The 12,269-nt window shown below is 66.1% G+C and carries 22 protein-coding genes; 4 read left to right on the top strand and 18 right to left on the bottom strand.

The window, feature by feature from the left end:
- Nucleotides 1–172: 172 nt before the first annotated feature.
- The 17 genes from J2Y69_RS12365 to J2Y69_RS12285 all read right to left on the bottom strand — a co-directional run bounded on the left by J2Y69_RS12365 (nucleotide 173) and on the right by J2Y69_RS12285 (nucleotide 8,964).
- Nucleotides 173–1,450, bottom strand: coding sequence for a replicative DNA helicase (locus tag J2Y69_RS12365; protein ID WP_310021158.1), 1,278 nt, complete (start codon nucleotides 1,448–1,450; stop codon nucleotides 173–175).
- Entirely contained in the window at nucleotides 1,450–1,980 is a 531-nt protein-coding gene (locus tag J2Y69_RS12360) for a hypothetical protein (protein WP_310021148.1), read from the bottom strand. Before J2Y69_RS12360 ends, J2Y69_RS12365 begins: the two co-directional genes overlap by 1 nt.
- Nucleotides 1,977–2,576 carry a hypothetical protein gene (locus J2Y69_RS12355; protein WP_310021145.1) on the bottom strand — a complete coding sequence of 200 codons (600 nt, stop codon included), beginning with the start codon at nucleotides 2,574–2,576 and terminating at the stop codon, nucleotides 1,977–1,979. Before J2Y69_RS12355 ends, J2Y69_RS12360 begins: the two co-directional genes overlap by 4 nt.
- Nucleotides 2,577–2,925: 349 nt before the next feature.
- On the bottom strand, nucleotides 2,926–3,198 hold the full coding sequence (locus J2Y69_RS12350; RefSeq protein ID WP_310021143.1) for a hypothetical protein: 273 nt from the start codon (nucleotides 3,196–3,198) through the stop codon (nucleotides 2,926–2,928).
- Nucleotides 3,199–3,571: 373 nt separating this feature from the next.
- A complete protein-coding gene (locus J2Y69_RS12345) occupies nucleotides 3,572–3,865 on the bottom strand; it encodes a DUF7574 domain-containing protein (RefSeq protein ID WP_310021141.1) in 294 nt (97 codons plus the stop codon).
- A gap of 145 nt (nucleotides 3,866–4,010) precedes the next feature.
- On the bottom strand, nucleotides 4,011–4,313 hold the full coding sequence (locus tag J2Y69_RS12340; RefSeq protein ID WP_310021139.1) for a hypothetical protein: 303 nt from the start codon (nucleotides 4,311–4,313) through the stop codon (nucleotides 4,011–4,013).
- On the bottom strand, nucleotides 4,310–4,768 hold the full coding sequence (locus J2Y69_RS12335) for a hypothetical protein (protein WP_310021137.1): 459 nt from the start codon (nucleotides 4,766–4,768) through the stop codon (nucleotides 4,310–4,312). The genes J2Y69_RS12340 and J2Y69_RS12335 overlap by 4 nt, the downstream gene beginning before the upstream one ends.
- Nucleotides 4,765–5,448, bottom strand: a complete 684-nt coding sequence (locus J2Y69_RS12330; RefSeq protein ID WP_310021134.1) for a hypothetical protein — start codon at nucleotides 5,446–5,448, stop codon at nucleotides 4,765–4,767. Before J2Y69_RS12330 ends, J2Y69_RS12335 begins: the two co-directional genes overlap by 4 nt.
- Nucleotides 5,445–5,816 carry a hypothetical protein gene (locus J2Y69_RS12325; protein ID WP_310021132.1) on the bottom strand — a complete coding sequence of 124 codons (372 nt, stop codon included), beginning with the start codon at nucleotides 5,814–5,816 and terminating at the stop codon, nucleotides 5,445–5,447. Before J2Y69_RS12325 ends, J2Y69_RS12330 begins: the two co-directional genes overlap by 4 nt.
- Nucleotides 5,813–5,989, bottom strand: coding sequence for a hypothetical protein (locus tag J2Y69_RS12320; protein ID WP_310021130.1), 177 nt, complete (start codon nucleotides 5,987–5,989; stop codon nucleotides 5,813–5,815). Before J2Y69_RS12320 ends, J2Y69_RS12325 begins: the two co-directional genes overlap by 4 nt.
- Complete coding sequence (locus J2Y69_RS12315) at nucleotides 5,986–6,891, bottom strand: YqaJ viral recombinase family protein (protein WP_310021128.1); 906 nt, start codon at nucleotides 6,889–6,891, stop codon at nucleotides 5,986–5,988. The genes J2Y69_RS12320 and J2Y69_RS12315 overlap by 4 nt, the downstream gene beginning before the upstream one ends.
- Nucleotides 6,866–7,036, bottom strand: coding sequence for a hypothetical protein (locus J2Y69_RS12310; RefSeq protein ID WP_310021126.1), 171 nt, complete (start codon nucleotides 7,034–7,036; stop codon nucleotides 6,866–6,868). Before J2Y69_RS12310 ends, J2Y69_RS12315 begins: the two co-directional genes overlap by 26 nt.
- Complete coding sequence (locus J2Y69_RS12305; RefSeq protein ID WP_310021124.1) at nucleotides 7,033–7,392, bottom strand: hypothetical protein; 360 nt, start codon at nucleotides 7,390–7,392, stop codon at nucleotides 7,033–7,035. Before J2Y69_RS12305 ends, J2Y69_RS12310 begins: the two co-directional genes overlap by 4 nt.
- A complete protein-coding gene (locus J2Y69_RS12300; RefSeq protein ID WP_310021122.1) occupies nucleotides 7,389–7,925 on the bottom strand; it encodes a hypothetical protein in 537 nt (178 codons plus the stop codon). Before J2Y69_RS12300 ends, J2Y69_RS12305 begins: the two co-directional genes overlap by 4 nt.
- Entirely contained in the window at nucleotides 7,922–8,152 is a 231-nt protein-coding gene (locus tag J2Y69_RS12295; protein ID WP_310021120.1) for a hypothetical protein, read from the bottom strand. The genes J2Y69_RS12300 and J2Y69_RS12295 overlap by 4 nt, the downstream gene beginning before the upstream one ends.
- A gap of 381 nt (nucleotides 8,153–8,533) precedes the next feature.
- Nucleotides 8,534–8,728 (bottom strand): helix-turn-helix domain-containing protein, encoded by a 195-nt coding sequence (locus J2Y69_RS12290; RefSeq protein WP_310021118.1) that lies wholly within the window; start codon nucleotides 8,726–8,728, stop codon nucleotides 8,534–8,536.
- Nucleotides 8,725–8,964 carry a hypothetical protein gene (locus J2Y69_RS12285; protein ID WP_310021116.1) on the bottom strand — a complete coding sequence of 80 codons (240 nt, stop codon included), beginning with the start codon at nucleotides 8,962–8,964 and terminating at the stop codon, nucleotides 8,725–8,727. The genes J2Y69_RS12290 and J2Y69_RS12285 overlap by 4 nt, the downstream gene beginning before the upstream one ends.
- Before the next feature lie 88 nt (nucleotides 8,965–9,052).
- On the opposite strand from J2Y69_RS12285, the gene J2Y69_RS12280 reads away from it, so the two are divergent.
- Genes J2Y69_RS12280 through J2Y69_RS12265 form a run of 4 tightly spaced genes read left to right on the top strand, consistent with a single transcriptional unit; the run spans nucleotide 9,053 to nucleotide 11,718 of the window.
- Nucleotides 9,053–9,535, top strand: a complete 483-nt coding sequence (locus J2Y69_RS12280; protein ID WP_310021114.1) for a helix-turn-helix domain-containing protein — start codon at nucleotides 9,053–9,055, stop codon at nucleotides 9,533–9,535.
- 7 nt (nucleotides 9,536–9,542) lie between these two features.
- Nucleotides 9,543–9,986, top strand: coding sequence for an ImmA/IrrE family metallo-endopeptidase (locus tag J2Y69_RS12275; RefSeq protein WP_310021113.1), 444 nt, complete (start codon nucleotides 9,543–9,545; stop codon nucleotides 9,984–9,986).
- A gap of 2 nt (nucleotides 9,987–9,988) precedes the next feature.
- Entirely contained in the window at nucleotides 9,989–10,537 is a 549-nt protein-coding gene (locus J2Y69_RS12270; protein WP_310021112.1) for a hypothetical protein, read from the top strand.
- Nucleotides 10,534–11,718, top strand: a complete 1,185-nt coding sequence (locus J2Y69_RS12265) for a tyrosine-type recombinase/integrase (protein WP_310021111.1) — start codon at nucleotides 10,534–10,536, stop codon at nucleotides 11,716–11,718. Before J2Y69_RS12270 ends, J2Y69_RS12265 begins: the two co-directional genes overlap by 4 nt.
- A 266-nt stretch (nucleotides 11,719–11,984) precedes the next feature.
- On the opposite strand, the gene J2Y69_RS12260 is transcribed toward J2Y69_RS12265, so the two are convergent.
- Nucleotides 11,985–12,194 (bottom strand): hypothetical protein, encoded by a 210-nt coding sequence (locus J2Y69_RS12260; RefSeq protein WP_310021110.1) that lies wholly within the window; start codon nucleotides 12,192–12,194, stop codon nucleotides 11,985–11,987.
- Nucleotides 12,195–12,269: the final 75 nt, after the last annotated feature.

Genomic DNA, 12,269 nt, shown 5'->3' with positions numbered 1-12,269 from the left:
TTGCTCGGGGTGTGCGCCTCCTCGAACACGGCTAGAGCAGCACGAGCCTGCACGATCAGCTCCTCTCGGACCTCGTCGTACTGGGCCGACCACGCATACCCCTCGTTCACGCCAACCTGCGTGACCATCAGCATCGCCTTCGCGGCCTTCTCTATCAACAGCTCACGATCCATCATGCGCCTGGCTCCCATCCGCCGCCGAGGTCTTCCATCAGCGAGTAGTGCCCCAACCAGGCAAGAGAGACCTCACCCGTGGAGCCGTGTCTGTTCTTCGCGATCTGCACATCGACCTCGCCGCGACGGGAGTCGTCCCGGTCGTCACGCGAGAGCAACAGCACCACGTCTGCGTCCTGCTCCAGATCCCCGGACTCGCGGAGATCACTCAGCGCCGGCTTCTTGTCCATCCGCTCCTCGGACTTGCGGTTGAGTTGCGAGAGCACGAGCACCGGGATCTGAAACTCCTTCGCGATGAGCTTCATCGCCCGGGAGAACTCACCCACGACCAACCGGCGATCCTTCGAGGGATCCGCCGACTGGATGAGCTGCACGTAGTCCACGACGAGGCCCGCCAGCTCCCCCTCATGGGCGAGGGAGCGAACCCACCCGCGGATCTGCGCCGGACTCATCGACGCATCATCGCTCAGCGCCAGATCGAGCTTCGCGGCCATCCGATCCGCGTCCCGAGCACGATCCCAGTCGTCCTCCGTCAACGCATTGTTCATCAGCGCCTGCATGTGGATGCGGCCGAGCTGCGCCGCGATCCTCTTCATCAGCTCTATCCGGGACATCTCCAGCGACAGGAACCCAACGAGGCCCGTCCTCGACAGGCCCACGGCCGCGTTCATCGCCATCGCCGTTTTCCCCGCCCCGGGCCTCGCGCCGACGACGTAGACGCATCCGGGGCGGAAGCCACCGATCAGCCGATTGACTGCCGTCCACGGTGTGAGCACAAGCCGGGGCTTCTCCGCGAGCGCGGCGAGCATGTCTCCGAACTCGTCGCCGACGCGGACCACGCGCTGAGTCTTCGCGGAGACGATCCGATCCAGCTCGCCCCGAGCCTCCTCGATCGCTTCCTCCGGGTCGGTCGTCCCGTCGCCGGCGATCTGCTTCACCCGGTCGGCGGCGGCGTCCAGGCGGCGGCGGGCCGCGAGGTCCGCGACGATCCGCGCATAGTGCCCACCGAGGGTAGGGCTGGACGCGGCTGAGGTCAGCTCGAAGACGTAGCCTTCGCCGTGCGGCAGCCGGGAGCCCATCGATCGAAGCTCGTCATCAACGAGGATCGCGTCCGTGCCCGCACCGCGGACGGCGAGCCGGTGAATCGCGGTCGCGATCTGCTCATGCGGCGGGTCGTAGAAATCACCCGGCGGTGCCACGTCCAGCACTTCCCAGGCATGGGCGGGACCGCCCATCGCGGCGCCGAGCGCGGCCCGCTCCGCATCCCGATCCCACATCACGCCACGACTCCCCGCCGCTCGATCAGGCTCAACCACTCCGCATCCCCCTTCCTCGCCTCGTACTGCTCGACCGTCACGCCGTGCTCACGGCACCAGCGAGCCCGCGGATCCTCATCCCGCCGGACCGTGGGTTTCCAGCCCTTCTCGACATTCGCCTTGTGCGTCCGGCGGATCCATCTCCGCCATGCCGCCGGCCAGTCCGCCCGCGCCTCCCCCTTCGACAGCGCCCAGTCCACAAACTGAGCCGTCTCGTACTCGATGCCCACCGACGGGGCGGCAGCACGGGCACGCTCAATCTCGTCAGCAGGGGGCGCCCAATCCGCGGTGATCTTCGCCAGCGGTGACGCCTGACGCGGCTTCCTCTTCGCTGGAGCACGCACAGCACGAGCCGAGGCGAGCGAGAACGTCCCGCGGGCGCCATCCGCGTGCCGCACCGCGACGAACGACGTCGGCGGTTGCAGCTCATCAGGGAGGATCAGACGGGCCTCAACATCACCAGCCCGGTACGTGTACTCCGTCCGGCTCATGCGGCGCTCTCGAATCGGACCTTCTGTATCTGCTCGCGATCCCAGACTTTGCGTTGCAGTCGCGCCCTCCCGCACCTTCGGCAGGGGTCGTCCGTTCCACCACTAGCCCGGTGGCTTGGGCAGAACGGGGACGGCGGTTCTTGATCTTGGTCGTGAAGACCTCTCCCTCCCACGCTCTCTCCCTCCCACGCTCTCTCCCTCTCTCCCTCTCCCTCGCCATGAGACTCTCGTGAGCCCTTCATGAAAGGCTCGTGAGACTCGGCGGGCGGGTCCGGATGGCGGGACTTCGGGCCTGGATGCTGCACCGCCGGCCAATCCGACATCTGGTAGTACGTGACCCCAGCGACGTCGTAGACCTCGATGCACTCGGCCTGATCCAGCTCCAGCAGGATCCGATCCATGTCCTCGTCGCGCATCTCCCGACTGAGGGGGAAGATCGCCGCCGCCAGCAGTCGGGAGATCGCGACCTCCCGACCGAAGTTGTCCGCGTACAACCGCAGGCCGACCTCCGTCAACCGGGCCTCCGGCGACAGCGTCAGCAGGCGCGGGTTCAGGAATGCGTCGGGCGTCACCGACCTCTGCCGCGTTATCGCCATGCAGGTGCTCCCATCGGGCAATGCCCCGGTAGATCGTCTTCAGCGCCCGCATCAGCTCGTCACGAGCGACACGGAAACACTCGGTGAAGCCCCGGCCGCGGGGCAGGATGTGGGTCGAGGAGTCCTCGGACTCGAACGCCGGGAAGAACTCCGCGTCCAGCTCAGCCAGCGCCGCGGTCTCCTCGACCTCATGACGGTCACGCATCAGCAGCACGACCTCCCCGCCCGTCGCGCACATCTCCCGATACCGGCGGGCGGAGCGCGTACGCCCCACCTTGAGGACGCCGTGCTCCGGCCAGAACACGGCATAGATCGTTGTCGTCTGGCGCACGGCGCCCTCCTTCCAAGGTCACGCGACCATCTGTCGCTCGAACGCTGAGAACGTGGGCCGCGGGTACTGCGCCCAATGCTCGATCAGCTCCTCTGAGGCGTAGGCGCGGGCATAGCTCCCGTTGTGCGTGAAGAGATCCCAGTCCGAGATCCCCGCCGCCCGCCCACGCCGATTCACCATCGCCCCGCGCGTGGCTTCGACGGCACGCTCATACGCGGCGATCAGCACCACTTCGTACTCGTCTCGGAGCAGCCGATACTCCTCGACCGCCCGTATGAAGATGGTCGCCATTGCCCCTGGCCCCCTCATTCAGGTGGGGGCGTAGGCTCCGCCTTCCCCACGTCATCGAGCAGCACCCAGCCATACAGGGCATGGAGGATCGGCCACGCCGCAGGGTCCGCATAGCCCGGGACTATGAACCCGAGCCGTGTCGCCTCGGCCGGGTGCGCGTGCGCCCAGCCGTGGCATCCGGTCGTCCCCGATCCGCAGAGCAGGACGCCGTTCGAAACTTCGTCGCCGCCCCCACGGGAGCGGAGCTTGCGGTGATGCCGGGATCCGTTGTCCCAGATCTGCACACCACACCGGGCGCACGCCTGCATCTCCCGACCATCGATCAGACGGTTTCGATCAGTGAGCGCGCGCCCGGTCAGGCGGAGCGGCTTCGTCAGCAGTCCCGGATTTGCTGCGTGAACGTGGCGAAGTCCTCGGGGCAGTAGCGGCCCGCCTCAGCCCAGAGCGCCGTTGCCTCTTCGACCGCCTGCTCCTTCGTCAGTGGGCCGGTGAAGTCGGACAGTTCGTTGTAGTACTCCCAGGGCGTCGGGCAGGAGCATCCCGAATCAGTGCCGAGATAGATTGCTCCGTCCGCGTCCTTCCACGCCCCGATCAGATCGAACGAGTAGTTGGGCTCGCTCAGGTCCGCGTCTCCTACCGTGGTGAAACCGAGTTCCGAGAAGCCCACTCCGCCACCGCCCCGAGGATCCGTGCCCTCTCGCGCTCCGACTTCCCCGGACGTTCGGCGATCTTCGCGAGCTTGTCGTACCCCGGCAGGGCGTCGTGGAACTCCTGCCGGCGGACCGCCTCGGCCCGCTTCTGCTCTCTCGTCTTCACTGCTGCCCCATTCCTGCCGCCTGTCGTGCGCGGAGCACCGCGCAGAAGATCGGCGTTTCGTCCCTGTAGATGACCCGTTCGAACGCGGGCATCGCGATATCGTGCGGGTGCAGGCCGAACGGGCGCAGCGCCACGACAAGGCTCAACTGAGCCGCCTCGGTAGCGCGCTCGATCGCGCGTTGCACGTCGGCCTCGACCGGCCGTGTGGCGACCGTGTCCCCGACGACCAGCACCGCCCTTCCCGCATTGCGATGCATCCCGACCCTGATCCCATCTCGGCCAGCGATGAAGATCCTCACGGCGTCCTCCGATGGTTGAGCCCGGCCATCCCCTGGATGCCCTTGTTCGTGTTCATAAGCCCGAAGTGCTTCCGCGCCAGGGCATCCTTGATGTCCTCGATGTGATGGCAGATCGCCTTCTTCGCCAGCCAGTCGGTCAGCTCGGTCTCCGCGTCCTGCTCTGCCAGCGCCCGGGCGACGGTCACGATCCGCTCCGTGCGGCCGTGCTTCGCCAGCGCGGCGTTCTTCCGCTTCGAGTGCGCGACCTCCGCCGCGTACCGCTCTTCATTCGCACGGAGGAGGAGATCCGCGAGCTGGAATCCGAGCTGCTCCAGATGGCGGAGCGCGGCATCGATCTCCGCGGGCGTCTCCGTAGGGACATCCCGCATCCGCTCCGCGCGAGCGCGGAGGTGCGCCCAGTCCTCAGAGACCGGCCGCACCTCCACCACTTCACCCGTCGCGGCGATCACCGTCACCGCTTACCCCGCCGTCGCCGCTGCCCCGACGGGCGAGGCTCAACCGGCTTCGACGGGAGCGCGGCCGGCTTCGGCTTCGGTGGGACCGTCAGCTCCAGCAGGCGATCCGAGAACGCCACCTGGAGCCCCTCCACCTTCACCAGAGCGCCCGCCTCCCGGGCCTCGTCATACAGCCCGTTCAGCGTCCCGACATCCGCGGCCTTCACCTCAGCGAACCAGTCACGCTCCGGCTCCGGCTCCGGCACCACTTCCGCCACCGCGGCACGAGGCTCCGCCTCCGTGCACCGCCGAGGGGCGACGCGGGCGGGCGGGAACGCCGCGGCGAGCACGTCCGCGAAGACAACCCGGTACGCATGGCGTTCCACCTCCGCACCGAAGATCGCCATCGGCTTCTGCCGTCGCTTCTCCAGCCACTCCGGGTCGTCCAGCTCCAGCTCTGCCGCGTACTCGTCCCAGGAGATCACGACCTCTCGGGGCTCCTGCTCCCTGCGGGCGATGATCACCCGAGCGAACTCCGGGTGCGGCTTCTCCTCGGTCGGGGAGAACATCGGCAACCACGGGTCGAACGTGTCTCTGGAGCCCTGCCAGAACTCCGGCCCCTTGAACGCGACCAACTCGCCGGACGCCTGCACCGCGGCGCGGGCGTCCGCGACCGGGATCGACTGATACTCGTCCGTCATGCTGCCGCCTTCCTGGCCGACTCCGCCAGGCCCCGCATGGCCTCTGCCGCGCGGCCCATCCCGTCCGAGATCCAGCGGATCTTCGGCGGGAGACGATCCCGGCGCTTCTCGATGAGATACGCGAAACGGTCGTTGAATTCGTCCGCACGCATCGAGTGGACCGTGTCCGGGTCGTGCCGGTAGAAGAACTCGACCGACCGGCGGTTCCGTTTCGGGTCGGAGATGATCACCCCGACGCTGTCCGTCCCGTGCGGCGTGAACTCCTGTCCGCGACGCTCCGGGATGAGGCGTCGCGGGGGCCGGTTCAGGACTGGCTCACGCAGGAAGATGTTCCCGCGGTGCGCTTCGGGCTGAGGTGTTTTGCTCACGCTGTGATTCCCTTCTCGTACTGGCCCATCGCCTTCTCGACCCGCGCACGCCAGCGGCGGACTCGGCGGGCTTCGCGCTTGCGCGCCTGCTCCACCTGACGGCGCACCGCACGGTTCGGCGGCACGGGCGGCGCCGTTGTGATCTCATCTACGAGCTGGCTCAGACCGTTCACGCGGCCTCCTCCTTCGGTGGGGTGATCGTCAGCCGTGTGCTGACCTTCGGCTTGCGGTACGCGGGGCCGGCGTCCTTCAGGAGTTGCGCTGCCTTGGCGATCACCGCGGCCGCATCCGGGTTAGCCTTCAGGAACCCGGCCTTGTCGAACTCGTCGCCTTCGCTCACCACGTAGGCGATGCTCCCGACAGGGAGTGTCTTCTTGACAGGGCCGTGGTCATCGAGCCACGCCCGGATCCGCTTCTCCGCTGCCGCCCCCCGGTTCATGTCGGCGATGGCCTGCACGATATCCACCGGCAGATCCGACTCCTCGTCGTACTCCGGGCATCCGGCTTCGACCCATGCGAGGTAGGCGTCAGCGCCCGCGATCAGCGCGCCGATCTCGTCCGCGTCGATCGGGATCTCCACGATGGACGGATTCAGCGTGAGCGGCTGCCCCGCATCATCGACCCGCCACCAGACCAGCACCGCGTATCCGGCGCTCATCACATGCGCCTGCCAGAGGATCTGACGGACGATGCGCTTCGGGACTCCGTGAGACCAGTCCTCCGTGGTGGTCTTGATCTCCGCGATCGACCACTCCCCCTCGTCCTCCAGAGCACAATCCGGGGTCGCCCCGTGCTGCTTCCACTCGCTGTGGATGTAGAGCATGTTCGCGGGCGGGATCCCCAGGTGCGCCTCCACCCACGCCTGCACGACAGGTTCAAGGCGATGCCCCCGCTCGGTGGCCGCGTTCCCCAGGAACTTGGCCTCCGTCGTCTTCTCGCGGTGGATCGTCCGCCACGTATCGATCCCGGCACCGACGAGGCGGGCGGCATCCGTCGCCGTGACCCGCCGCCCCCCATCCGCGCGGGCACGCTTCCAGTTCTCCTCGTCGTCAGACGACACGAGCGCGATCGGCATGCTTTTCCTTTCGGTCTGCTGCCCACCACAGGCAGATCAGGATGAGGCCGACCCAGACGATCGCCTCGAAATGGATGACTCCCGGCGCGGTGTACTCGACCAGCGCGCCCGCGAAGATCGCGAAGCTCAGGATCAGGAGGATCACGTCCCCGCCTCCCGGTCGTGCCGCGCAGCCCACCACGTTTGCATCCGGGCCTGCTTCGTCAGATGGGCGAAGTCGGGACCGGCGAGGAACGATGTCAGCTTCCCCGTGGCCTTCACCAGCTCCGCCCCCTGAAGCCCCTTGTCCACCAGGAACGACGCCACCTCGGTATGCGGAGACAGGTCCACAACCGGCGGGTCAGCGAACAGCCCCGCCCCGGACGGGGCTCCGGACGGCGGCTTCAGCTCACTGAGGATCCTCTCCCCGAGCGCCTCCGCGATCTCCCGCTGCTTCGCGTTCGGAAGATAGTCCGCGATCACCGCGAACGCCCGCGCCCGCTCGACCAGCGACGCGCTCACGACGCGACCTCCGGGACCATCCGATGCGCCACCGTGATCCTGCGGTCATCGATCGCCATCCGCACGCTCATGACGACGCCGACGAACCAGGCGCCATCGACTCGGCACACCTCGACCGCGCCGTGGTAGTGCACGGACCAGAACTCGCCCGGCTTCGCGTCATGCCACGGCTTCCACGTCGGGTGAGCCGCGAAGTACGCGTCCGCCGCCCTACCGGCGCGGCTCTGATCGGGGACAGCCGCGGGCACGAACATCCGGCCATTCCCGATGCTCTCCTGCAAGACGCGGACAGCCCCCCGACTGCTGATCAACGGGTAGACGACGAAGTCCGGATCCTCCGGCCACCGCCACCGCCCCAACTCCTCGTCCCGCCGCTTCTGGAACCACTCGCCCAGCGCGGACACCTCCCCGCCGCAGAGCCACGGCATACCCTCCAGCATGTTGCCCCCCGCGCCGCGTGCCGAGTACAGGCGAACCTCCCCCGATTCCTCCGCGATTCGGATGTCCCCCTTGCTGTCGACGAACTCGCTCACGCTGCGTCCTCTCCCCTGTACTGCGGCGTCTCCCGCATGAGCCGATCAGCGACCCGATGCGCTCTCGCCGCCGCCTCCAGCCGGTCGGTGTGAGCGATCCACGCCGCCACCGACATCCCCGCCTGCGCCGCCGCCCTGGCAGTCGCCTCCCGCTCGTACTCCCCCACGGCCGGAGCCGGGGCCTGATCATTGATGCGCGCCACCATCGGCGCTGAAATCGTGGACACAGCCACGCCTCCCTAGAACATGTGTGAATGGATGTGCATGCGTACCCCGGGCAGGAATCGAACCTGTTCCCGTCCGCAGACAGGGCGCCCATACGCCCCCGAGGCGACCGATCCGACCAGCACACGGATTACCGGAGCCGGAAGACGAGGCGAGCGGCTACGCCAGCACGACGGCCGGCAGGGTGCGCGGGATCATCGCCCGCGTGCATCGCCTCTTCGATGGACTCGGCAGAGCCTTGCTCTCAGCCGGTCGGATCTCTGTTCCTCTGTGGAGTTGTCAAAAGTTCGGTGACTTCCGGAACCCGCCCCTGCGGGCCTCGTCCGGGTCGTGCTCCCATCTCTGTCCGAGAGATGCCCCGCCCTAAGTCGGGAGAATGAGAGCTACTCGACCGCCTCCAGCGAGTCGATGTAGGCCTGTAGGTCGTCCTCACGGATCCGCATGAAGGACTTCGAGCCCCGGCGGATCCTCACGGCCCGAAGCTCCCCAGCGGCGACCATCCGGTACACCGTGTCCCGAGACCTCCCGAGCACACCTCCCGCATCAGGGATCGTGAAGAGACGCACGACCACACTCACGCCGCAATCCCCTTCGAACCGACCATCGTGACGATCTCCCGGAGTGGCGTGCCGAACGCCGCCGCGATGCCCACCAGGCCACGGATCGAGACCTCGTCGCCTCGGCGCATGCCCTCCAGCTCGACAGGGCTGACATTCAGCAGGCGAGCAAAGGCCGGATCGCTCTGGATGCCAGCCTGTTCTTGCACCCTCTTCAGCAGCCCGGGTGTTGCCTTCATCTCGGTTGCGTTGTTCATGCCTCAACCATGTCATCGGCAACCCAGGCTGTCAACGCGGCGACGCAATTGGGTTGCAATCAACCCACCAGTGCGTCATCATTGAGCCATGCCCACAACCACCGAGGCCTTGCACAGTTGGCTCCGCGCAACCTGCGGCGGCGACTCTTACCGCGAGATCGCCCGACGAGCCGGCCTGAGCGACTCGATCATCAGTCGCCAGATCCGAGACCTCGGCTCCCTCAGCTTCGAGGTCGTCGTGGCTATCGCCCGTGAGTACGGCGCTCCAGTCCTCCCGGCGCTCGTAGCCAACGGGCTGGTCACCGCCACGGAGGCAACGCTGCCCAGCATCGAAGCGACGCTCAGAGGCGCGACCGAGCAGCAGCTAGTCCTAGAGATCGCTCGACGGCTTGACATCCCCGGGGCTCACGACCTCTTCGACCGCCCAATGTCGGAAGCGGTGGAGGAAGCTACGGTCACACACCTCGACTCTCGCCGAAATGTCCGTGCCCTTGACGATGATGAGCGAGAGGTGGCCTTCGAATCCGAGATCGACCACTCCGCCGACACTGACGACCTCTACGACGAATAGGAGCGCCATGCTTACTCATCTCATCTCCGTCGCGGAGGATCTTGGCCTGAGCGTCGTCTGGCGCAAGCGGGCAAAGCGCGGCGGCTTCCACGAGGGCTCTCGCACGATCCGCCTCAATCCCGATCAGTCTGATCGAGTGACAATCAGCGTGCTCACCCACGAGATCGCACACGCAGTCTTCGGGGACACCTACACCCCTTACGGTCCAGCACGCGCCAAGCAAGAGCGCCGCGCTGATGAGTGGGCGGCGCTCTACCTGATCACACCGGAGCGCTATGCCGCCGCAGAAGAACGGCGCGGCGTACATGCTGCCGCCCTCGCATTCGAACTCGGCGTGACGATCGAACTTGTCGAGGGCTTCCAGCGCCTTCTCCAGAGACATGGCGATGTGACATACGTTTCCGCCAGGATGGGCGCCGGACAATGGCGACACAGAAGTGGAGTGGCTTAACAATGACCAAAGGATCCTATCCTGTTCTACTTTGGGCAATTGGCCTCACCGCTACTGCGGCGATCTTCGCCTTCCCAGCCCCCATCCCGGGCGCCGTCAGTTTGGTGCTGGCGGTCATACTCTGGGTTGTCTACTTCCGTTCGCGGAAGGCTACAGAGCCTCAAGGAACCGCGGAGCCGGAACCACACCCCACTCCTGCGATAACGCCCAGCTCGACCAGAGCGCGGACCATCATCGGGACGGTCGTTGGCATCAGTCTGGTCGGAGTGCTCATATGGTCGGTGGCCAGCAACATCTATCGCGGCGACGGGTCGCCCAACAAGCACGAAGCAATTATCTATTGCGAAGACAAGGTCAAGGAACGACTAAAGGCACCTGACACTGCCAAATTCTCCCTTGAGTCGGCGAGCAGCCGAAGCCCCTTCATTGTAACGGGCAGCGTCTCATCCGAGAATTCATTTGGCGCAAATCTGCATATTTCTGTCGGGTGCACGGTTACGATTCAGGATGAGAACTTCTCTGTTCGAATTGACAAGCTCTCGGAACGATGAGTCGCGGCGCTAAAGGCGAAGGATCCGTCTATGAATATCGAGATGGATACCGCGCGTATGTCACAGTCAAAGGGAAGAGGAAGTATTTCTACTTCCCGGACGTCAACAAATCGACCGCCGCCGCTATGCTGCGCACCCGCCTCAATCAGCGCGATGATGGCACGCTACCTCGCGGCAAGGAGGTCACGCTGGGCGCGTGGATGCGACACTGGGTCGGCGCCGCTGACTTGACTCCGAAGACCCGGTACAACTACGAACGCAACATCGAGCGTTACGTGACCCCGATGCTCGGGCACATCAAGCTCGGCGACCTCGAACCCGAGGATCTCGAAGACCTCTACGGCGCCATGTCGGCGGGCGCTCTCTCCCGGCCGGGCCGCGACGCGAAGGGCAAGATCACTCGCAAGCCGCTCTCGGGAAACCACGTCCGGAACGTTCACGCCAACATCCGCGCTGCGCTGAACGTCGCTGTGAAGCGCCGCCGGGTCGCTCGGAACGTTGCCCTTGCCGTGGTCCTCGCGCGCACGGAGAAGCCCCAGATGCAGACCCTCAGCAGGGAAGACGCCCGCCGCGTCCTTGAAGCTGCCATGCAAGTCCCAGACGCCGCACGATGGTATCTCGATCTGGTCTACGGCATGCGGCCCGCCGAAGTGCTCGGACTAGAAGCCGTGCATGCCGACCGAGCCAGCGGCGTCATCCAGGTTCGCCAGCAGCTCATGCGTGTCCCCGGAAAGGGGATGCTCCTCCTGCCGTACACGAAGACGAGCGCCGGCCGTCGAGACATTCCCGCGCCCCCTGCCCTCTTCGACCTGATCGACCGCGCTCGCCAGCACCAGATGGAGAACCGGATCGCGTTCGGGGAGAAGTACGTGGAGTGGGAGTACGAGGGCCGGCCGACCTCGTTGCTGTTTACGCTGGACGATGGTCGGCCGATCGACTCGACCGTTGACCGCCGCGCCTGGATCGCGCTGCTCGCCGCCGTCGGCTTGCCGGCGGAGCGTCGGTACATCGGCAGGCACACGGCCGCGTCGGTGATGATCGACATGGGCATGGACGTTGCGGTGGTCGCCGGGATCCTCGGGCACAAGAAGACGTCGTTCACGTATGACACGTACGTGCATCCGATGCTCGATGCGAAGAAGAGGGCCACCGACCAGCTCGCTGCCGCGTACGGGATCTAGTGCACCTTATTTGGCACCCATTCTCTGCAACAGGATGCGACAAGGTGCGACAAGAAACGCCATCCCATCAGCCCATTTGACACATCATGCAACAGTATGCATCACCGTGACCACGGTCTTCCAAACTGATTGCGCGGGTTCGATTCCCGTCACCCCCTCCATGAGGTTTCAAGAAACTCAAGTTCTTGAGTTCGCGAGACCCGGATCGGTCGCCCAGCACGAAGGCACGCGAGAATGCAGCCAGGCTGCGCGAGCTGGAGCAGCTGTCACTGATGCTCAGGACGCTGACCCTGGCGCTGATGCTTGGCACGCATCTGCACCGCCTGCCAACCGAGGAAGACGGCGATGGCGAGCGGAACGACCATGGCGACCGTGTTGCCTGGAGCCATGAGCGGAGCCACGACGAGGCCGAGCAGCAGTGCACCCGCCGCACAGATCGCCACGATGATGTACCCGGCAGTTGCTGTGACGGACATGGCATTTCTCCTTCCGAGACGTGATTCGAACCTATAACGGGAGACGGATCGGCGGTACCTACTTCTAGCCGGCTA

The sequence above is a fragment of the Microbacterium resistens genome (assembly GCF_031456305.1).
Lineage (GTDB): Bacteria > Actinomycetota > Actinomycetes > Actinomycetales > Microbacteriaceae > Microbacterium > Microbacterium resistens_A.
This window is presented reverse-complemented; position numbering and strand designations above follow the sequence as displayed.

What these genes read in the sequence shown, in the direction of transcription:
- J2Y69_RS12275 (WP_310021113.1), top strand. Translation starts at nt 9,543, where the DNA reads ATGCTTACTCATCTCATCTCCGTCGCGGAGGATCTTGGCCTGAGCGTC.
- J2Y69_RS12265 (WP_310021111.1), top strand. Translation starts at nt 10,534, where the DNA reads ATGAGTCGCGGCGCTAAAGGCGAAGGATCCGTCTATGAATATCGAGAT.
- J2Y69_RS12285 (WP_310021116.1), bottom strand. Translation starts at nt 8,964, where the DNA reads ATGAACAACGCAACCGAGATGAAGGCAACACCCGGGCTGCTGAAGAGG.
- J2Y69_RS12355 (WP_310021145.1), bottom strand. Translation starts at nt 2,576, where the DNA reads ATGGCGATAACGCGGCAGAGGTCGGTGACGCCCGACGCATTCCTGAAC.
- J2Y69_RS12350 (WP_310021143.1), bottom strand. Translation starts at nt 3,198, where the DNA reads ATGGCGACCATCTTCATACGGGCGGTCGAGGAGTATCGGCTGCTCCGA.
- J2Y69_RS12360 (WP_310021148.1), bottom strand. Translation starts at nt 1,980, where the DNA reads ATGAGCCGGACGGAGTACACGTACCGGGCTGGTGATGTTGAGGCCCGT.
- J2Y69_RS12315 (WP_310021128.1), bottom strand. Translation starts at nt 6,891, where the DNA reads ATGCCGATCGCGCTCGTGTCGTCTGACGACGAGGAGAACTGGAAGCGT.
- J2Y69_RS12330 (WP_310021134.1), bottom strand. Translation starts at nt 5,448, where the DNA reads ATGACGGACGAGTATCAGTCGATCCCGGTCGCGGACGCCCGCGCCGCG.
- J2Y69_RS12280 (WP_310021114.1), top strand. Translation starts at nt 9,053, where the DNA reads ATGCCCACAACCACCGAGGCCTTGCACAGTTGGCTCCGCGCAACCTGC.
- J2Y69_RS12365 (WP_310021158.1), bottom strand. Translation starts at nt 1,450, where the DNA reads ATGTGGGATCGGGATGCGGAGCGGGCCGCGCTCGGCGCCGCGATGGGC.
- J2Y69_RS12270 (WP_310021112.1), top strand. Translation starts at nt 9,989, where the DNA reads ATGACCAAAGGATCCTATCCTGTTCTACTTTGGGCAATTGGCCTCACC.
- J2Y69_RS12260 (WP_310021110.1), bottom strand. Translation starts at nt 12,194, where the DNA reads ATGTCCGTCACAGCAACTGCCGGGTACATCATCGTGGCGATCTGTGCG.